General features: G+C 57.8%; 11 protein-coding genes and 2 pseudogenes. 2 read left to right on the top strand and 11 right to left on the bottom strand.

The features are described from left to right. Positions 1–78: 78 nt before the first annotated feature. The 3 genes and pseudogenes from ACFHWW_RS03065 to ACFHWW_RS03055 all read right to left on the bottom strand — a co-directional run bounded on the left by ACFHWW_RS03065 (position 79) and on the right by ACFHWW_RS03055 (position 2508). Positions 79–897 carry an omptin family outer membrane protease gene (locus ACFHWW_RS03065; RefSeq protein WP_379937273.1) on the bottom strand — a complete coding sequence of 273 codons (819 nt, stop codon included), beginning with the start codon at positions 895–897 and terminating at the stop codon, positions 79–81. A gap of 1044 nt (positions 898–1941) precedes the next feature. After that, positions 1942–2268, bottom strand: coding sequence for a BrnA antitoxin family protein (locus ACFHWW_RS03060; protein WP_379937272.1), 327 nt, complete (start codon positions 2266–2268; stop codon positions 1942–1944). Next, positions 2265–2508, bottom strand: a pseudogene (locus tag ACFHWW_RS03055) (BrnT family toxin). The gene ACFHWW_RS03060 and the pseudogene ACFHWW_RS03055 overlap by 4 nt, the downstream one beginning before the upstream one ends. A gap of 434 nt (positions 2509–2942) precedes the next feature. On the opposite strand from ACFHWW_RS03055, the gene ACFHWW_RS03050 reads away from it, so the two are divergent. Both ACFHWW_RS03050 and ACFHWW_RS03045 read left to right on the top strand, forming a co-directional pair. Continuing rightward, positions 2943–3626, top strand: a complete 684-nt coding sequence (locus tag ACFHWW_RS03050; RefSeq protein WP_379937271.1) for an OmpW family protein — start codon at positions 2943–2945, stop codon at positions 3624–3626. A gap of 422 nt (positions 3627–4048) precedes the next feature. After that, positions 4049–4546, top strand: coding sequence for an NUDIX hydrolase (locus ACFHWW_RS03045; RefSeq protein WP_379937270.1), 498 nt, complete (start codon positions 4049–4051; stop codon positions 4544–4546). Positions 4547–4848: 302 nt separating this feature from the next. Here ACFHWW_RS03045 and ACFHWW_RS03040 read toward each other — a convergent pair whose 3' ends face one another. The 8 genes and pseudogenes from ACFHWW_RS03040 to ACFHWW_RS03005 all read right to left on the bottom strand — a co-directional run bounded on the left by ACFHWW_RS03040 (position 4849) and on the right by ACFHWW_RS03005 (position 21096). After that, complete coding sequence (locus tag ACFHWW_RS03040; RefSeq protein ID WP_379937269.1) at positions 4849–5958, bottom strand: FAD-dependent monooxygenase; 1110 nt, start codon at positions 5956–5958, stop codon at positions 4849–4851. 320 nt (positions 5959–6278) lie between these two features. Then, a complete protein-coding gene (locus tag ACFHWW_RS03035) occupies positions 6279–6854 on the bottom strand; it encodes a 4'-phosphopantetheinyl transferase (protein WP_379937268.1) in 576 nt (191 codons plus the stop codon). 279 nt (positions 6855–7133) lie between these two features. Next, the gene (locus ACFHWW_RS03030) at positions 7134–8504 is read right to left on the bottom strand and encodes an MATE family efflux transporter (RefSeq protein WP_379937267.1); all 1371 of its coding nucleotides are present in this window, start codon (positions 8502–8504) and stop codon (positions 7134–7136) included. Between the two features lie 41 nt (positions 8505–8545). Continuing rightward, a complete protein-coding gene (locus ACFHWW_RS03025; RefSeq protein ID WP_379937265.1) occupies positions 8546–15004 on the bottom strand; it encodes an amino acid adenylation domain-containing protein in 6459 nt (2152 codons plus the stop codon). 746 nt (positions 15005–15750) lie between these two features. Further along, positions 15751–15996 (bottom strand): hypothetical protein, encoded by a 246-nt coding sequence (locus ACFHWW_RS03020; protein ID WP_379937264.1) that lies wholly within the window; start codon positions 15994–15996, stop codon positions 15751–15753. Between the two features lie 74 nt (positions 15997–16070). Further along, positions 16071–17501 (bottom strand): dicarboxylate/amino acid:cation symporter, encoded by a 1431-nt coding sequence (locus ACFHWW_RS03015; RefSeq protein ID WP_379937263.1) that lies wholly within the window; start codon positions 17499–17501, stop codon positions 16071–16073. Positions 17502–17932: 431 nt separating this feature from the next. After that, a pseudogene (locus ACFHWW_RS03010) lies at positions 17933–18181 on the bottom strand (ISNCY family transposase); the annotation flags it as partial. Between the two features lie 1121 nt (positions 18182–19302). Continuing rightward, the gene (locus tag ACFHWW_RS03005; protein WP_379937262.1) at positions 19303–21096 is read right to left on the bottom strand and encodes an ABC transporter ATP-binding protein; all 1794 of its coding nucleotides are present in this window, start codon (positions 21094–21096) and stop codon (positions 19303–19305) included. Positions 21097–21336 lie beyond the last annotated feature (240 nt).

Below are 21336 nucleotides of genomic sequence, written 5' to 3'. Positions count from 1 at the left end.
GCACAAATGGGTTCGAATCATCTAGCTCGTGATCGAGCCCGGTGCTCGTCCTTATGTTTGCGTTGACGTCTTTGGAAGTCAGAACGAGCCCTTGAGCCCCAAGGAGATCGAGATCGCCTCGAAATTCGCCCCCGCCTCATCCTTCGTCCACGGGAGGCGGGTTCCGTCCAACATGTCCCGTATTTCCATTTTGCCGCAGTTGTGAAACACGCGCTCGAACGAACCGGACAGATAAAGCGAAGCACCCGGCGTCAATGCGTAGTTGACCGCAACCGAGGCGCCGATCGCCGGCGCCGGATCCATATCGTCAGATAACGCCGGGCCGCCGAAGTGGTCGTCGATGTCCCTGATACCCAAGCTCAAGTCGCCCTGAATGCCGCCGCGGATCCTGAGATCGCCGATGGCCTGATGGCCGCTCAGGCCGATGAAGCTAACCGGAACCTTTTGCCGATAGCTGTTTCTAATTTCCCGGTCTGCCCATACAACGGGCTGATCGCGGAAGCCATCCTCGCTCGAATGGGTGCCCGATCCGCCATAGGCTGTCCACTGAACGTCAGTGTTGCGCAAACGGGGGCCGATCGTGATGCTGCTGGTCTCATTGCTGTAGATGATCCGATCCAATTCGATTGCTCCGGCGACACATAGATCGGTGTTGGGGTGGTTTGAGCGATCGCTCCAGTCATCGTGCCCAGGACTCAGCCTGTCGGTGTTGACGATATGACCGTTGCCGCCGGTGCCGAAGTTGACGCTGCCCTTCACGCTCCGGTCGTCGTCGATCTGCGCGTCTGCACCGGCGGTGAAAAGGGTGATTCCCTTGCTCTCCCAGTTCAGCTGACTGCACTTGTGGCCCTTTGCTCTCCCAACCCGAGTTTGTGCACTGTGCGCCGTTGTAGACAAATTCCTGGGCCTTGATGTTAGTAAGGCCGATTCCGCCGAAAGCGATGAAAGTGCCATTGTCGGAGGAAAACAGAACGTCGTCTGCGGCAGCGAGTGACGGAGTGGCCACAAAAAAATAGGAATTGACTGCTGATCCGGCGATGATGCGCTTGATCAGCTGAACACGTGTTTCGTCCACCGCCTCCGTGTCGAGCCTGAGCTTCCACGCCTCTGACGCTCTTGTGGGGCATTAGACTTGCGCTCAGCGCACGCCACCGCCGTTGATGGAACCGCTTCGCGCTGCCGCCGAGCGGCAGCCCGCGCCAAGCCGTTCGGCGACTGCACGTACGTTTGGCGCATGTCGTTGTCCTTTGCTGAGGAGCGATCGAATTGTCAGCACGAGGCAGACACGCCGCGCGGATATCTTTGCCGAAACAGCGACCGCACGAGCGCATTGCCTGCGAGCGCGCTGGAAAGCTGCGCCTGATCGCGCTCGCCTCCTCGGCGATTTTACCTGAAAAGCAGTACCCAGGGACACGTCTGGGAGGTGTCCTGACACCGGTTCTGAGGGGCTCGGCGTGTAGGTCGACGTGTCCCTGGGCATGTACCCTAATGCAACATCCCGTACGAACCGTAAAATCGATTTCTTGGATGGCGCCGATCCACTCTACGGATGAATGAAGACATGTGTGGGCCGAGGCGAGAGATTCGGTAATGTCTGCGTCACAGTAGTCATAGCCAACTGTCCGACGAGCCGTCGTCCTTCACCTCGGACAGGATACTGGCCGACCAGCTCCCCTGGTTGTCCGGGTTTATAAGTGACCCTATGTATGCATACCCCACCGCTCCCTACGACGGCTAACATGTTCTCCAGCGAACAAGTGGCATGAAGTCCTGCGAACGGCTCGACGGCACTCGGATTCTTCAAGGTCAAAAGGGCCGCCTCCCGCTGTCTGGCTCTCCTCCGGCACGGACGGGACGAATTACAGCCTCGTCAACCGTGTCGTGACGGCGGGCGGCAGGACGTACGACCAGACAGTGCGGCTCAAGGTGAGGGCGAAGTAGTTAACCGGCCTTCTTCAACCCGGCAGCCTTCCTAAGGTCGTCGTTCATCCGGGTTTGCCAGCCTTTGCCGCAGTTCTTTTTGTAATAGTCAATGATATCCGGATCGAGGCGAATGGATATCTGCTGCCTTGGGTTCTCAACTGCCGGTCGGCCTCTGGCACGCTTGATGCTCTCGGCCAGGTCCGGGAAGGCCTCAGCAAAAGGCTTTGCTTGCCTAAGCTGCTCGTCGGTGGCCTCTAGGGCGTCTGGGTCGCTGGCTATCTTGCGCTGAATGTCTGCCTCCTCCTTGTCGGAGATCCGGCGGATGCGGCGGGATAGATTGGTCATAGTAAACTCCTTTCCTTCCGGCTGGCGTCACCCATGGAGATAATCGAAACGCCTTCCGAACCAAGGCGGGCGAAGACTACGGCAATCACACCATTGCGCAGAACGCCGATCGCCGTGAAGCGACCTTCCTTGGCGGGACCACCACAGACGAAGCGAAAAATCCATGTCCAGATCGGCGAAATCATAGCCGTGCTTGGCGATGTTGGTTTTGCGCTTGGTTTCGTCGTAGGTGATCTTCATGCATTTGTTGCATCACATTTAATGCCGCTGGCAAGAATAAAAGTGATACGATAAATAATTTTTGTGATGCAGAATGATTCCACCCAGACTGTCGGACGCTGAGCGTATACCGGCTGCCCGTACACATTGAGCTGCGGGGCGGCTACAGTGGCGCTGATGGCGATGGCTCCAGCTTCATACGGGTGCGGGAGACGACAAAGCGCACGCACTGCCGGTTACACGCGTTGTTAGAACTTCGACAACTGTCGGACATAGCACAAGGCGCTATGAATGCCATCCAATTGATCTGCAACAATGCTCCCATCGGCACGATGCTTGCTTGCCTCTCGGCTACCGCGGTGGTCACCGCGTTAGCCGATGTAAACCCCTCGCTAGCTGTACCGGTGGGGACTCAGGAAAGGCGAGAACCACGAATCTCGGTCGAAGGAGGAAAAATGATCTCCAGCAATATCGTCCGCGCCATCATCACCGCCGCAGCATTGGTTGCTGCCTGCACCGCCGAAGCGGCGGATCTGACGACGGCACAATTTACTCCGCCCGCCGCTGCTGCAGCGGCAGACACGACCCCTTGGCAGATACGCTTGCGGGGGCTTAACGTGATCACCAACGACTCCGGCCGCGTCGACGGATTGCAGGGTTCGGACCTTTCCTTTTCGAATACGGTCATACCGGAATTCGACATCTCGTATTTCTTCAACGAGAATATCGCCGCCGAGCTCATCCTCGGCACAACCTACGCCAATGTTTACGGCAGTCGCTCAATTTCAACGCTCGGAGAGATCGGCAAGACCTGGCTGCTGCCGCCAACCCTGACCCTTCAATACCATTTCACCGATTTCGGCACCTTTCGGCCCTATGTCGGCGCCGGCGTCAATTATACGCTGTTCTACAACCAGTCAGGCAAAAGTGCCCGTAGCCTTGATGTCAAGAACACCTTCGGCGTCGCCCTACAGGCTGGCTTCGACTATATGGTCGACGACCACTGGGGCGTGAACTTCGATGCGAAGAAAATCTTCCTGAGACCAGATTTCGAGGCCAATGTCGGTGGCGCCGGTGTCAGCGGCAAGGCCAAGCTCGATCCATGGCTGATCGGCGCGGGCGTTACCTATCGTTTCTAGTCCGATATCTGTCGGCGGGGCATGGGGTCGTACGACCTGATCCAGATGCGTCTCGCGGCCAGGCTTATGGCCGCGAGAAAGTGGCGGGTTCCTTGTCATATCTCGTCGCGATGCTGCGGAACTGCTTGAGTTTGTTGAAGAACCGTTCGATCACATTTTGCGGGGGAACCTGAACTTGCGGTTCGTTTGACGGAATGTCAGCCCAAGCCGCTTTTCTTTGGCCAAGTCTTGGAAGGTATTGGTGTCGGAGGCGCGGTCAGTAAGAGGTTCGCGTCCTCACGCATGTCCTGCAGCATCGGTTCTTCCATTGGATGGTCCTGGACTCACCCTGCCGTCGATCAAAGGTTACTCGGCCTGCCGTCTGCGTCGATGACCGCGTGGCTCTTTTTGGTCAAACCGGCCTGTCTTGGTAAAGGTGCGCAATGAAAAACAATGTACGCTACCTTGCGCGCCTCGCGCCTTTGGCCGCCACCGTGATGAAAGATGGCGCCGTCGAGCAGATCGGGGCGATCTGCCACCGGTTCGGCGAGAACGGAGGCGTTCAGATTCTGCTGATCACAACGCGAGCCTCTCGCCGATGGACGATACCAAAAGGGTGGCCTATCAAGGATCTGAAACCTCACCGTGTTGCCGAGCGGGAGGCGTGGGAAGAGGCCGGCATAACAGGAAAGGCGAAGAAACGCCCATGGGGCTATTACACCTATCTCAAGACACTCGCGAATGGCAGGAAAGTTGCTCCGGTTGTCGCGGCGCACTTGCTCAAGGTGGACGGGGTCCACAGCAAGTTTCCAGAGCAGGGAGAAAGACAACTCGAGTGGCTTTCGCCGACTGATGCCGCCGCTCGTGTTCAAGAGCCCGAGTTGAAGGGATTGCTCACGAGTGTGTTGAAGAAGATTCCCGCTGAAAGCTACAGCCGATGAAACATAAACGGCTCCCGCATAGCACGCCGGGATGAGCGATTCATCCTGGGTAAATGGCCCTTCGTCGCGGTCCGGAGAATCCATGCCGGACGAACCTCGCTCGCAAGAGCCGCTACCCGGTATCAAGATGGCGGCCGCCACTCACGGTCGGTCATGGACAGCGTCCCGAGGAGGCACGCGCGGCCGGGTGGCGCAGGGCGCGTCGGTAACGTTATATCGCGATTTCGCTGCCACGACCTCATCCTTTAGATGTCGTGAGCCTGGTTTTCTCCAGCGACTGACCTTAGGCGGGCCTTGCTGTATCAGGACAAGAGCGGGTGTGTGAGGGGTTCGTAAGTGCGCCGGTACAGCGAGTCGCCGAACAGCCGCAGGACAGCGTTTCGTATCGTACTCGAACCCGTTCTGAGCTTGTCGCGTGCGCGTGACTTCTTCTGTACCCATGCGACCCGGCCAATGCGGGCCTCGTGGAACCGTTGAAGGATACCTTCGATCGACCCGCCCTTGGTGACAAGCTCTGCAAGAACGACCGCGTCCTCGATTGCCATGCCGGCGCCCTGGGCCATGCTCGGCGATGAGGCGTGCGCTGCGTCACCGATCAAGACACAACGATCCGCTACCCACCGTCTTGCGGGAACTTCCTGCAAAACGGCTCGATGGACCGCGGTGTCCGGATCTAGAGCCGCCACAATCGGGCCTAGCGGCCCAGCGAAGTCGCCGAATAGCCGCTTCAGAACATCGACGGAGCCGTCGTCGAATTCGCTCGAGCGACAGTCGGCGTATATGTACGTTTCCCTTTCACTGATCGGAATGCCGAGCAGGGTGCGGCCTTTCCCGATCATCGCCGTCCAGCCATCGATTTCGCCGTTGTTGCGGACGACCAGACGCCAGCAGGAGATGTCGATCTGGCGAGCGGCATTCGGACCGAACACTGCGCTTCGTAGCGGCGAATTGACGCCTGCCGCGCCGACCACGAGATCGTATTCTCTTTCTCGAGCGTCGGAGAAGCGAACTATGCGCTTATCACCCCGGGACACCGTCGAAACCGCCTCCAAGCCATAGTTCACGGTGCCAGGATTCAGCGACATCTCGAGGATGCCTGCCAGAGATTGGCGCGATAGGGCGAGACAGGGCCCGCAATCCTTCCAGACGTTTGCGGTCCTGACGTCGTTCAGAACTGAACCCGAAGGCGAAAGGATTCGTTGAGAGGCTATTGGATAGGCGACGGACCTGACTTCGTCCAGCAGCCCCAGGTCGCCGAGCGCTCTTGCGGCGTTTCCCAGAAGGAAGATTCCTGCGCCCTCGGTCGGCGGCCGTTCTCGCCGTTCGACGACCTGGCACTCGACGCCTTTCATTTCCAATGCTCGTGCCGCCGAAAGTCCAGCTATTCCTGCCCCCGCAATCAATACTCTCATCGATCATTCCTGCGTAAGCGACCTGTGGTCGACATTGTTTTTCAACTTGCGGGCTCGATATGACACACTCGACGATGGATCGCCACCCGGACTTTTAGACGGCTGAGCAGTAGCCGCGTTGCCTCGTTCCGGCGCTCTCCACCTCTCGAAGGCAAGTGGAGAATCTAGTCCGAGCGCAAACAATGAGGAGTGGAGGGCAAGGCATTACCAGCATTCGCCCATAATGACGGCATATGCGAGGTCGCTGAAAGCTGTAGGTTAATATCCGGACTCAACGCCCCCTGCCGCCCGGTTCCAGCGCAAAAATGATCAACCTTTGATCACGGCGCCGCAAGGAAAACTGCAGTCAGTATAAGTCCGTTTGCAATAAGGAATCGGCCGCGGAGTTCCCGCGGACAAGCGTTCGCCGGCACGAGTGTGTGCGGAAGCTGAGCAACAAATGAGCCGTTGTCCGGGATGATAGTGACCACAGCATCCTCGAAGCCCAACCATTCACGTGTGAGCGGAAACCACGCCTTGAAGATGCTCTCTTTAGCACTGAAGAGCAGCCGTCCCCAATTGAGGCGTCCGGATGCGTTGGCGATCCAATTTCGCTCCTCGTCAACCGAAACGAGCGACAACACGCCTGAGGGCAGCTCCTCGTCGACTTCTGCATCGATTCCAAGCGCAACGTAGTCTTTCTGCGAGGCCACAGCCGCGGCATAGAACCCACCGCAATGAGTTATGCTGCCAACGATGCCAGACGGCCAAAGCGGTTCCCGGTGAGGCCCACTTGGGATCGCGCACGGAGCAAAGCCAAGCTTGGACAATGCCGCTCTAGCACAGGCCCGCCCGATCGAGAATTCACGCCTTCTGCTTTTGACTGCGGTGGCGATTGCACTCTCTTCTTCGGCCATCACTTGGACTCCGCTGCCCTCACTTGCTCGACAAGTGTGCACGGCAACATTCGATGGAAGCAGCGTTGCTATCACCTGAGACTTCCTCGCGCTCTAGCACAAAGTACTGTTGGGGGACCTCACGCCAAATCGCGCTTGCGGCCGACGGCGCATCCCTGCCGATGCCATTGAACCGGATTCAGCGTTGAGGGCTAAGATAGGCGTGACCTCCTCATTGGGTCCGGCTGGTCATCTACATCCCAATCAGGTCCGAAATGATCGCCACGATCGCATCAGCTCTCAGCCTTCACCGCTCGTTGGCCGGGAAGGGAGCCTACCTTTGAGATCGCCGAACTGCCTGAGTATTACAAATACAGCCAGCAGCCCTGCCACCAGCTCAGCAGCTGCCTGGCTGATCAATACTCCGTTGAAGCCCCAAATATCCGGCAACAGTAGTATGGCTGGTACGAAGAGATATCCTTGCCTCGCGAAGGAAACGACCGCACTCAGACGTGCTTTCCCGAACGACTGAAGCATGGTTATTACAACGTACTGAACACCAAAGAGTCCGAAAAAGAGATGAAACATGATGCAGGTCGAGACAGCGATTTCGGCCACATCCTCGCTATCGCTCAAAAGCCGGACGATCGGCCGGGCAAAAGTCACGACCACAGCAGAAAAGGTAGCTGAAAATCCAACGGCTACGGATAGCATGAATTTCGCGGCCTTCTGTACCCGAGCGAAATCCTGTGCTCCCCAGCTGAAACCGAGAACCGCCTGAGAGCCTATGCATAGGCCCATAATCGGGAGAGTCCCGATTGTTAACAACCGTACGGCTATACCCACAGCGGCAACGGAATGGTCGCCGAATGGTGCGGCAGCCCTGTTCAAGAGCAAGGACGCAACAGCAGACAAAATACCGGTGATGGTTGCGGGAGCTCCAATGGCGGCGATCTGCTTTACGCGGCCGCCTTTCAAACTGATGTAGGAAGGTCGGACACGGACAATTCCACATTGTTTCACAAAATATAAGACGTATAGGCTAGTGGCAGCGATCTGAGACAACAGTGTAGCGAGCGCGGCGCCGCGAATTCCGAGATCCAGCGAAAACATTAGAATGGGATCAAGCAGGGCATTCAGCGCAAAAGACGTAATCATGGTCCACATGCTATATCGTGTATTACCCTCGGCCCTCACGATGAATCCGTTGACCATGTTCAACAGCATGAGAGTGTACCCGAATAGGAGCATCGATGCGTAGTCGAGCGCGGCTGGCATCATTGTCGGACTGGCGCCGAGCAAAGCGAGAACATCGCGCAAACTCAGACTCAGAGCGACAGTAAGGGCGACTCCGATCGGAGCCGCGAGAGCGAGTGCCGAACTTGCGCCTCGACTCGCCTCTAGCGAGTTGCCAGCGCCAAGATTGCGCGACACGAAAGATGCTGTGCTGACGCCAATGCCCTGCCCAACCGAGGTGAGTAGGAGTATGATGGGCAAAGTTATGCTGACGGCGGCGATAGCCTGCGCGCCGAGCGTTCCAACAAAGATTGCATTCACGAACTGCTGAAGTGCATTGAGCGACAAACCGACAATCGAGGGAATGGCGAGCCGTATGATGAGGCGGGAAACCTTGCCATCCGACAAACTGATATGCCCTGCCGGTGAAGCCATGCGCTCGTCTTCACCCTTTATCGGTCGCTCCGACGGCCTCATCAGTCATTGCCCGGTTGACCAAATTCCCGAAATGCATCGACGGTCTGTATGAGTTCCTCGCGCAAGATCGTGCAGAGGTTGCGCGTCGTTTCGTAGCCAACTTGTCGTGGATCGTATCTCACTTCAATTTTTAGTTCGCCCGATTGGTATCCGACGCGAAACCAGAAGAGATAGTTCATAACCGACTGATCCATATCTTCGCCGATCCACAATGGGTGTGGCTCTCTGGATAACAGACGGCGCGGATAATGACGTTGGAGTCTAGCTCGATAGTTCAATCCGATGCGGGGTAACGGCAGGCGATCGATCCGCTCCCGCACAGCGGGATTCCGGTTCAAGAACTTCAAAGCTCGGAAACCTATGCCCCGGCGAGGCAACGAGCTGCGCTGCTGATATATGGAGCGGGCGCGGTCTGGATGAGACTCCGTTCCGGTAAGGGATAACGGAAGCGGCACCAGTTCACCGACGTAGCCGATGATCTGAGACGGGTCGATGTCGTCGAATAGCTGTCCCCTGGTCGAAGTGAGGCTGTCGATCCAGAGGGAGTAATTTCCGAAAGCGCGGCCAAATGCCCCCGAAATAGCCGCAAGCACTAGATCAAAATCCTCGCATTGCGCAGACGCCGCCGCAACCTTGAGAAGCTTCCCCGTTGTCTCCTCGCTGAACCTTAGATGATAGGTAGCCTGATCTTTCCAAAGTGGCCTGCAGAATTCTTCATCGATATGTTCCTCAGAGCCCACATAGTGGAGCCACCTCGCAGTTTCGGCTGAAAACCCCGCCGCATTCGTCCCAGAGTCGCTCACACCTATGTCAAACAGGTCGTACCGTAGGCCCTCCCAATGCTCGAGCTCGGTTACCGCTTCGCCATTCGCGTAACTATCCAATCGCTGCAGCCATTGAGACAGGGTCGTCGTCTCTGCATCTGCAGCAGTCCGGCCGGCAGCAAACGAATCATAAGCTGCCTCGAGTGCATTCAGGAATAGTCTGTATCCAACCCCGTCTGCTACAAAGTGGTGCAGCAGAACAAGCAAATAGTAATCGCCGCTCCCTGATGTCCGGAAGGCTGAGACTCTGATAAGAGGTGTCCGACCGTCAAATCGAAATGTGCGCTGACGCTCCGCGCAGGCTTGCTCGATAGCCGAGAGTTGTTGCGCTGTGGCCATTCCCACGAGGTTGACTTCTTCTACGATGGGATCTGGTATCGATCCGATGATCTGAGATAGGCCGCTCTCCGTTTCAGCGATTCGGAGCCTCAGTGCTTCCTCACGGCCGATAACATGCACAAGTGCACGTTCAAGAATGGAGACATTCAAGACGCCGGCGGGCATGAAGAAGAGATCAACAATGTTGTAGTGCTCGCCGATTCCGACACAACTATTCCAATGTGAGACCGCAGGGGTCACTGGCAGCGGTCCGTCGGAAGCCGCTAAAGCAGTTGTCGCGGCCGACGTTTGGTACGTCGCCAGTTCCCGGATGGTTGGTGTCTGGTGCAGTTGGCTGACTGTTAAGCTCAGTCCCGCTTTACGCGCCAGTGTAACGCACCGCACACTCAGAAGCGAATTTCCACCGACATCAAAGAAGCTATCGTCGATGCCAATGGATTTAGCGCCCAACAGCTCTTGCCAGATATCGGCGAGGAGTCGCTCCCTCTCCGTCCGTGGCTCGGCGGACTTGGTCTTTTGCATTGCAGAGGATGAGACGGAAGGGAGGCGAGCCCGATCTATCTTGCCGTTCGCGGTGAGCGGCATACAGTGCACCATCTGTACATCCGATGGGATCATGTAAGATGGCAGTGTCTGCCGCAGGTGGCTCACAATGTCTCCCGAGGTCAGGCCGTCGTCAGCTGGGACCACAAGGGCAACCAGTCGCCGATCATCATCCTCGCCCTTTACGAATACGGCGGCCTGCGCGATGCCAGGATGAGATACGAGCGCCGTCTCAATTTCCTCAAGCTCAATTCGGAACCCCCGAAGCTGGACTTGATTGTCGGCTCGACCGCAAATCTCCAGAAGACCTTTGGCCGAGATGCGGGCGATATCACCACTACGGTAGAGGACGCTGTATTGACCGTCATTGTACGGATTTGGAACGAAACAGTGTTGTGTTTGCTCTGGATCCTTCCAATAGCCCGTACTCACGCAGCGTCCTGCCACACAGAGTTCACCTGTGACTCCGACGGGAACCCGCTTCAACTGTGCGTCAAGGACGTACATTCTCACATTATCGATCGGGCGCCCGACGGGCACAGCCGAAGAGCCATTGTCGGCGTCCTGTGTTCGGTACACCGCTGCATTAGACGCGCACTCTGTCGTGCCATAAAAATTCCATAGCGGCACATCTGGAAAACACTCTCGCCAACGAAAAGGAAGCGAAGGCGGCATCGGTTCAGCGCTGCTTGTAACCAGGCGCAGGTTGGTCACTTTCTGCAGGCGCTTTTGAGCGGCAATTAAACCGGACAGAATGGGCGGGGAAGCAAACAACCGCGTGACGTGATGCCGTGCCAACGCCCTCAACAAGAGGTTGGGGTCGTGCAACTGCTCATCGGTCAGGATCAGCGTGGGCATCCCCTTCAGGAGCCCTCCAAAATACTCCCATGCCGCAGCAACAAATGTCGCAGACTTCTGTACAGCCATCACGTCGAAGCGATCAAAGGGAAAGCATCGCCACATCCAGTTCAGTCGATTAAGTATTGCGGATTCCGGTGTGAGAACGCCCTTCGCCTTACCCGTCGACGATGAGGTGTATATCAGGCTGGCGGCGCCCTCGTCGGCCAATTCGACAGTTCGGTGCGTGAGCGGCCCGGGGGCGTATCTAGCCTCCAGGGTAGACAGATTAACGCACGGCACACCGAAATCGACCTCTTCCTCCTCGCTGGCGTGAACAAGCAGCTTCGCGCCACTGTCCCTCACGATATGGCCGACACGTTCCTCCGGGTAATCTGGCGATATAGGCACGGCAGTTGCCCGCAAATCCCGGATTGCCAAAGTCGTGGCCGCTACATCCGGCGACCTGTCGACCAGCATCGCAACGATATCACCCGGCCCTACACCGCACCTTCGCAGAACGGACTGGATCGCAGCCATGCGTTCGCGCAGTTGGCCAAACGTGATTGCTCCGAACTCGCCGAAATAAGCCACCCGATCGATATTTGAAGCGCTCACCTGATCGAACGCTTCCACGAGTGCAGGCTCGTTTTCATATGACCGTTCATCGCCCTTGAGCGAGCTTAGAATGGCCACGTCCGACGGGCTGAGGCTGCTCAGGGCTACAATCGGCTCGGCCGATCTCTCAACGCAGGCAGCAATGAGATGGCGAAGATTATCGGCCATTCGAGCGATGACATCGCTCGAAAATACGTCTTCCGCATAAGCCAGTTGCAATGCGATTGCATCGCCTTCGTCTTGTGCGTAGAGCGTAAGGTCGAATTTCACATAACCCGTGTCGTATTCGCGAAATGTCAGTTCCAAATCGCGTTTGGCAGGTGGTTCCGCGGGCTCGGAGTACATGTTGAACATGACTTGGAAGATCGGCGATCGACCGGGTTCGCGGTGGAGTCGGGTGTCCCTGACCATCCAGCTAAATGGATACGCCGAGTTCGCGATCGCATCGCTTATGAGGTCCTGCACGTGAGTTACGTGAGCCGCGAAGGACTTATTGACGTCGATCGTGGTTCGAATTGGCAGCATGTTGAGGAAAAATCCCACGATCTCCTCGGTGCCGGGCTGGCTGCGCACCACGTGCGGTATGCCAACGATCACATCGTCTTGGCCGCTATACATCCGCAACAGCAGCTTAAAGCATGCCAATAGGATTGTGGACGTCGTGCACCTGTGCCGGCGCGCAAAATCTCGCACCTGATCAGACAGTTCGCCGCCAAGGAGAATCGCATGCGAGTTCCCGCGGTAGGAGCCTACGTTCGACCGCAGTCGATCATTCCCGAGCGAAAGTGCGGGAGGATTGTCGCCTAGCTGACGGCGCCAATAGCGCCGCTGATCACTCAGCGACTCCGGTGTAACATGTACACTTTCCCAGACTGCATAGGTCGACAGTGAAGGGCGATTTGCTGGAGAGACTGCAGCGGCATTGGAGTATCTCGTTTGTAAATCTCTGAGCAGGACAGAGATTGACCATGCATCGATGATGATTTCGTGCGCGGTTATGAGCATGAGATGGTCGTCGGCGGCAAGACGGATCAGGCGCGCACGAAACAAATGGCCCTGGCTGAGATCAAAGGGATTGTTGAGCTCCGCCCGCCGCAACTCCGCCAAAAGCTCCTCAGCCTCTTCTTGAGGCAGGTGAGTGGCGTCCACCAACTCTATATCGGAGCTCTGCGGATCATCAAAAATCTGAACCGGCCCATCTTCCTCGATGAAATGTGCCGAAAGCGCGTCATGCGCCTGAACAACATCGTTCCAGGTTTTATTGAATGCAGTAAGGTCGATAGCACCTCGGATACGCACACCACCCTGAATAATGTAATTTTTTGCGGTCGGATCGAGCTGCCAGAGAAACCAAAGATGTTCTTGCACTCGCGTCAGGGGCGCTCGTCTGAGCTTCCCACAAGCAGGAAGCACGTTCTGTGTCGCCTCGGATTGTCTTGATATCGACGATGCGAGCGAACTGATGGTCCCATTCAGGACAACCCTGAAATCCGCATTTGCTCCGAGCTGTCTCTGAATCTGAGCCAATATAAGTACCGCGCGGAGCGAGTCGCCCCCGAGATCCATGAATTGGTCATTGACGCCGATGCCTTCGATCCGAAGAACGCTGGACCAAATATCTCGTAGTGTGCTTTCAAGCTCCGTCTTTGGTTGCTCGAGCGGACCCAGCTGCTCCGGGCGAACCGTTGTCGGATCTGGCAGTAACGCGAGATCTATCTTCCCGTTTCGGGTGATCGGCATTCGCTCGACACGAATGATCCGCTCCGGAAGCATGTAGCCGGGAAGCGTTTCGGCAGCAAAGCTCCGGAGTTCAGCCTCTGAAAGTTCGGCAGGAGCCGACACATAGGCCAGTATTCGTCTTGGCCCAGTTTCTCGGTCGGTGTTGGTTATTTCCCGAGCCGTGAGCTTCACGCTCTCGTGGACGGGTGCGATAGCAACGGCGGCACTTACCAAAGGATGAGCGCAGAGGCGAGATTCGATTTCTCCAAGTTCGATCCGGTGCCCCCGGATCTTGATCTGACGATCTCGTCTGCCAAGACATTCCAGCAGGCCATCTGCCCTGATGCGTCCGAGATCGCCGGTTTTGTAGAGCTGCCGATAGGATGGATCGTCCGAGAACGGGTTCGACAAAAAGACGTCTTTGGTGCGCACGCCATCGTTGATGTATCCATCAGCGACACCGACGCCGCTAACACAGATCTCGCCAATTTCTCCCGTCTTGCACAGACGCGATCCATTGGCGACATAAACCCTAAGATTGGCAATAGGTTTGCCAATGGGCAAATAGGTGTCAGCTGTGCTGGGCGGGAGAGATATCAAATGGTGTGTAACCCCATCCGCACATTCGGTCGGTCCGTAGTGATTGAGAATTGGGACTCGAGGATGAAGTGTCAGCCACCCGTGCGCCAAGGCAGGCGTCAGCGGCTCGCCGACCGTGGAGACGATGCGCAACGCACGAAGAAGCCGCTTCTTGACTGAGAGTGTCTGGAGATACTCAACGAAGACGGCGAGCACCGATGGAACGAATTGGGCAATTGTGACGCGATTTGCCTGCAGTGCCTCAAGAAGGGCCATCGGTGATCTTACTGTCGAATCATCTATGATCGCGACGCAACTGCCGACACATAACCCGGCCAGAAGCTGCCACAGCGAGATGTCAAAGCTATGCGAGGCAGTTTGTGCGACACAGTCCTTCTGACTTAGCTCGAGCGCATCTATCTTGGCCCTCAAGTGGTTGTTCAGGCCTGCGCGCTTGACCATCACCCCCTTCGGTCTCCCCGTCGAACCGGACGTAAACAGAATGTAAGCGAGATGGCCCTCAGCCGCAGCTGGCATTCCAGGAGAGGCACGGCCACCGCGTAGCGCCGTCTGCACCGTCAAGAATTGTCGACCGGTGCTGTTTTCCTGAAAGAGGTCAAGCTCCTCCGGTCTTTCCGGGCCGATAATCAGAGTGCATCCACTCTGCTCGATCATGAAAGAAACGCGGGAGGCCGGCAAAGATGGATCGAGCGGCAGATATGTTGAGCCGCTTTTCAATATTGCAATTACCGTGGCTGCCCAATGGGGGTTTCGGTCACCGAAATACCCCACGATTTTACCCTCTGCGCCGCGCTCTCGCAGCGTGCTCGCAATTCTGTCCGACAGCAGTTGCAGCTCACCATATGTGAGTTCTTCCGCGCCATGTTTAATCGCTATCCTGTCCGGACACGACGCCGCAATTTCATCGATAGCCGTAACTACATCGATGAGCTGACTTCCGACAAATTCGGACTTCACAGTCCGGCCTTCGTTGAGCATGAGTTTTCCTCGTAGGCGAGACAATCACCAGGTCAGGGTGCGGTTATGATATCGGTGTGGGTGTCCATCTGGGGGCCTGGCCTGAGCCGGCGCGAGGCAGAAAACATCGTAGGATAGGGAGCATCGATCCAGGACCGCCGCGACACCGAAGTGTACCCCGAACCGGAGTGGGACCCGCATTCTGGAAAGGCGAGCATTCGACTGTGGAGGTGTCAGGGCCAAGCCAATGTCGTTGGTCGTCCCGTTGGTGCATGTGACGGGGAGGGCGGTCGCGGCGTCGGCGACCGCGCTTAGGACGCCAGACGAGCTGAAGTCCGGATCGATCGCGGAATAGTTCGCGGCGATCGTCGTCTGGCGTTGAGCTTCGTGGTGGCAGTTTGTCGGCATGTGGAGCCGAGGAAGAGCGCCGGTAAGCGTCGCAACCGCGTTCAAAACCCAAGTAGCGTGTTTGCACTGCGTCCGTCCGAGATGCTTCCGAAATGGAATGTTTATTGATGTTGTCATCCACGACATGAAAATCGGTTGGCAGCTCCTGCCGCCTCGCGGCAAGGGAGTTTCAAAAGTCGTGCCAACTACGCGGGGGAAGGAACAGGAGCAATTCTCTACATGTTATCAAAGGCGTAGGAATCGAACAGCATCGTGTCGCGGACTCAACAAACCGACAAGTAGGTGTCGGATAATCTGATCGATCTCTGGTCGAAGTGCCGCCGCCAGCCGCTTGCCGAAGCAATCGACGACACTTTTGACTAGAGGCCGAACCCCCCGGGCGCACCTTGGGCGACACTCGGTAGCCAAAGGCCATCGGCGCCACGCCAGCCGACAATCGGAATGTCGCACTTGCGATCGAACTTGCCAATCGGCGCCTGGCGTACACAATTCACCGCAGTCCGGAACTTGTGGCCGGGAATCTGGATGGTGCCATCCTTCGAATAGGCGACGTCGCAAAATAGGAGGGCGAGGGCGATCAGGGCGCATAGGCTACACTTTGGCATAGTGAGTCCCACCTCATTTCAGCAAATTCTGATTTTACGTCGGGCGGAGGAGTTTGGCCCTTAGCCTTTCCGAACTAGCTCGGGCGGACGAGTCCGCGAGGCGCATTGCCGTCAAGGCGGCGCAGGCAAAAAAGGGCGCAATCTGGAAAACCAGACCGCGCCAAACCGCACTTACCGTGCGTTTCGGCGGGCTGGACGGCCGACGGGACGGTTACGACCGGCACTTCACCCGCAAGTGCCGCGGAGAGCTGCGCCCGGTCGAGCTCTCCTTCCCACCTCGCCACGACCAGCGTCGCAGCCGCATTACCGATAATATTGGTGAGCGCGCGGCATTCCGACATGAAGCGGTCGATGCCGAGGATCAGCGCCATGCCGGCGACCGGTACCGAGGGGACGACCGAGAGCGTTGCGGCAAGGGTGATGAAGCCCGCGCCGGTGATGCCGGCAGCGCCCTTCGAGCTCAGCATTGCGACAAGCAGGAGCAGGATCTGGTCACCAAGCGACAGCGGGATATCGGTCGCCTGCGCGATAAAGAGCGCGGCAAGCGTCATGTAGATGTTGGTGCCGTCGAGGTTGAAGGAATAGCCGGTCGGGATGACGAGGCCGACGACCGAGCGCTTGCAGCCTGCCTTCTCCATCTTGTTCATCAGGCCCGGCAGCGCCGCTTCCGAAGAGGACGTGCCGAGCACGAGCAGCAGCTCTTCCTTGATGTAGCGGATGAGCGCGACGATCGAGAAGCCGTTGTAGCGCGCGACCGCACCAAGCACGATGAAGACGAAGAGGAACGACGTGAGATAGAAGGTGCCGATCAGCATCGCGAGATTGGCGATCGACGCCACGCCGTACTTGCCGATGGTGAAGGCCATCGCGCCGAAGGCGCCGATCGGAGCGGCCTTCATCAGGATCGCCACCAGGCGGAAAATCGGCAGCGTCAACGCATGCAGGAAATCGACCACCGGCTGGCCTTTTTCGCCGACCATGGCAAGCGCGATGCCGAAGAGGACCGAGATGAACAGCACCTGCAGGATGTCGCCCTCGGCGAAAGCACTGACCAACGTCGTCGGAATGATGTTCATGAGAAAGCCGGTGACCGACTGTTCATGCGCCTTTTCGGTATAGGTGGAGACCGCCTTCATATCGAGCGAGGCCGGATCGATATGCATGCCGGAACCAGGCTGCACCACATTCGCGACGATCAGACCGACGACGAGCGCGAGCGTCGAGAAGGTCAGGAAGTAGATCATCGCCTTGCCGGCGACGCGCCCGACCTTGGCAAGATCGGTCATGCCGGCAATACCGGTCGCGACCGTCAGGAAGATGACCGGCGCGATGATCATCTTGACGAGCTTGATGAAGGCATCGCCCAGCGGTTTGAGTTCGGTGCCGACATCCGGATAGAAATGCCCGAGCAGGATGCCTGCGGCGATCGCCGCGAGGACCTGGACATAGAGATGCCGATAGAGCGGTGTCTTGCCGCGGACCTCCGCGGAATGTTGTGCGATCATGATATCCTCCACGCGGGCCTAGTCCGGCGACGGGCCGGGCCTCCCAGGCCACTTTTCCGAAGAACGACAGCACCCGGCTGCCTTGTAGAGATATCGAGCAAATGGCATGCCAACCGACGGCGGATCGATTAACGCTCTGAAAGAGTGAGGCATTTTTCTTCGAGCGCCGGAGCGCAACACAATCGTGTGCGGAAATCCGCAAGATCGACCGGGGCAATAGGCGAAAACATACACAATGCTGTCATATTCAGACCGGCCATGGACGACCTTTGCGCATCGCGCACTCGCGTGCGGCAGGGACGGTCCCGACCCATGCTTGTGTGACGCGGGCCGGCAGGCCATAGAAGACGAAATCCCGGGCAGAGGGAGCCTTGCCGACGTAACCGAAGAATTCCAAGTAGGATCAAATAGGACATGACGACTCCGAAGACTCAGCCACGCTTCACGTCGTTATCCTTCCTTCCAGCGTTGACGTTGCCCGGCCTGCGACCCCGCGGCGTATAGCCGTTCGTCTCGCTATCGGTCCCTGACCTTCGATGACGCCTGCTGCTGCCGCTCATTGAGGTGGGCCAACACATCGGAAGGCCGTTGGTTGTCGGTGATGGCTGCACAGGTCACGCGCTGATCCCTATCGAACACGCGGTAGGGCAGGCATGCCCTTTCCAGCGCACGTCGAGCCGGCGATTCGGGCCATTTCGATTCCAGCTGTATGCGTTCGGTCCAGATTGACCGCACGGCCGGTTCCTGGTCGGTTATGGGGCCGCTCGAATACCCTGATGCCACGATCGCGTGTGCCTGTACTTCGCCGAGGGCGAGGGGAGACTTTCCCGTGCGAGCAGCAGTGCAGACGAAGAGCGCGCGCCTTGAGCGCTTCACAACTTGCGCGGTCGCCTACGTGAGATCCTGCCCAAGTGCAGGACAGCCCGTGTGTCCATGGTCGATCAAGCCGAGAGCGCTATAGGTTGGCCAAGCACGGTTGCGGACCTCAACTGAGGGACACTCGCCGGACCACTGCCGAAAGTTCACTCGGCGCACGGGGAGAAGTGCGCCGTTTTCTCTGTACTAAGAGAACGTTTGTTCCTCATTCATTTGAGCTATTTCGACCGCGTTCCGTGCGCGAAGCGTTCCGCAACTGTTCGAGATTATTTCAGGTCTTGCTGGATTTTTGCCTAGCCCACATGGGTCGCGATGCCGATCGAGATAGCCTTAGTGGCTGGCCGGCATGATTGGCGGTACGGGGGTGGCGCCTCATCCGCTGGTTTGATCGCAAGAATACTCATCAAGATGACAATGAGAATGCCTATGAGCGCGAGAAAGCCGATTCCAGATTTATCCATGCCCCATCATGGTGAGGCGAATGAGAGCAAAACGGGGCGGCCGACGGTGCAGACCTTTACCAATCCCTGTCATGGTGAATTTTGCCTCAAACCCCGACTCGTTGTTCCGCCTCCAAATGATGTCGCGTAGGGCAGCCGTCCGAAAAACCGGACCTAACGTGTGTCTCGTGGTCGAAGCGACGGGCGTACCGCCGGAAGGGCGTATGGTTGTGCCGGCTGTGGACTGATGCCAAGGCCGAGGCTTTCGTGTGATGCTCACGCGCTATTTCGTTGGCAGTGACGCAATAACAACCGCTCAACTCAGCCACCTGCGGATTGACAAAAGCGCTGACCCCTTCGATTTTCTTCTCTATAGATCGTCCATGAGGCCTTCGACTGCCAGTCGTTGTTGCGGAGAAGGCGGCAAAGCGGCTGAACCGATCCATGGAGGCGCGTTGGAACTCGCGATGGTGGGCGTCCGCTAATCAGTTGATTAAATCCAGTGCCTGCCGCTCAAATAGGCGGCGGTAGATGCCGCCGTCGAGACGGATCAGCGCGGCATGATCGCCCTCCTCGATGATGCGGCCGCGTTCGAAGACGAGCAGCCGGTCTAGCCCGCGCACCGTCGAGAGTCGGTGCGCGATGATCAGCGTGGTGCGTCCGACCATGAGCCGTTCCATCGCCTTCTGGATCAGCGCCTCGGATTCCGAGTCTAGGCTTGATGTCGCCTCGTCGAGGATTAGGATCGGTGCATTTGTCAGGAAGGCGCGCGCGATCGCCACCCGCTGGCGCTCGCCGCCGGAAAGCTTCACGCCGCGTTCGCCGACCAGAGTGCTGTAACCCTCCGGCAGGCGGGCGATGAACTCGTGCGCGCTGGCGAGCCGCGCCGCTTGTTCGATCTCAGCCTGGCCGGCGCCGGGACGGCCATAGGCGATGTTCTCGGCCAGAGACCGATGGAAAAGGAGGGGCTCCTGCTGCACGATCGCGATTTGCGAACGCAGCGAAGCCTGCGTCACCTTCGAAATGTCTTGGCCATCGATCAGGATTCGGCCGCCGGTCAGCTCGTAAAGCCGCTGGATGAGCTTCACAAAGGTGGTCTTGCCTGAGCCGGACGGACCGACCAGACCAACCTGTTCGCCGGCCCTAATCGACACCGAAAAGTCTTTGTAGAGCGGCAGCCCATGGCTGCCATAGTGGAAATGAACGTTCTCGAAATCGATGCGGCCCTTCGTGATCCGGATCGGCTTGGCATCCGGGCGATCAGCGATGCCGAGCGGCTGGCTCTGGAGATCGACCAGCTCCTCCATATCATTGATCGAGCGCTGCAGGTTGCGGACGTGCATGGCGACGTCGCGCAGATAGCCTTGCAGCATGGAGAACGAGGTGAGCACGAAGGCGACATCGCCGGGGGTTGCCTGACCGCGTGACCATAGAAGCAGCGCATAGCCGATGACTGCCGCCCTGAGCGCGAGCAGAGTTATGCTTTGCGTTGTGCCGTTGATCGTACCCCGCGTCCAGGTCTGGTGCATCCGGCGCCGCCATTTGGCAATGACCTTCGCGAGGCGCTCGTCTTCCCGTTGCTCGGCTCCGAAGCCTTTAACCACCGCGTTGCAGCTAATCGCGTCCGCGAGTACGCCGCCAAGCCGGGTATCCCAGCTGTTAGCAAGGCTCGCCAAGGGCGCAACATAGCCGAGCGACAGCGTGATCGTCAGGGCCACGTATACAAAGGAGCCGCAGGCAATGATCAGGCCCGTTATCGGCCAGTACCGGCCGAGCAGCACGGCCGAGCCGATTAGCATGCTGAGCGAGGAAAGCAACGCGATGAGAATCGTGTCGTTCAAGATATCGAGCGCCCGCGCGCCGCGCGTGATCATGCGCACCGTCGAACCAGAAAAGCCTTTTGCATGCCAATCCGTCGAAAAGCGTTGGACGCGATGAAACGCATCGATCGAGATGTCGGACATCATCTTCAGCGTTAGATCGGTGATGCGAAAGAAAGCAACGTGACGCATGACGATGGCGCCGAGCGCGAGGGCAATCAGCATAGAGAAGGCCGCGAGCGCTGCATCCCACGCTATGGCCTCCGTTGCGGCTCCCTTCGCGACGGCGTCCACCAGCCGGCCTGAATAGAGCGGTGCCAGCACGTCAGCCAGCGTGCAGGTGAGCACAGCGGTGATGATGATCGCGAGCCGGGCCGGCTGCGTGCTCCAGTGGCGAACAGTGAAAGCGAGAACGTTGCGAAAAGCGCCGCCGCGCAGATCCATACGGAAGCGATTCATGTTCTTATACGAGCGCACCAAGACGCCCGGCCCCAAGAAGGCTGAAATACAAACTCTGCGTGACGGCGAAAACATCGCGCGAATGCGAGTATCTGACGCAGACCTGACACGGGCCTTCTTTCCATTCGTTCCAGCGATAGTGATGTCACCTATGACATGAATAACGGTTGCCAGCTCCTATCGCCTCGCGACAAAGGAGCTTCAAAAGTCATGCCAACTACGCAGAAAGAGCCTCAGAGC

This window comes from Sinorhizobium sp. P24N7, assembly GCF_042436655.1.
Classification (GTDB): domain Bacteria; phylum Pseudomonadota; class Alphaproteobacteria; order Rhizobiales; family Rhizobiaceae; genus Sinorhizobium; species Sinorhizobium meliloti_A.
Note: the sequence above shows the minus strand (reverse complement) of the source record. Positions and strands in the feature narration are given on the sequence as shown.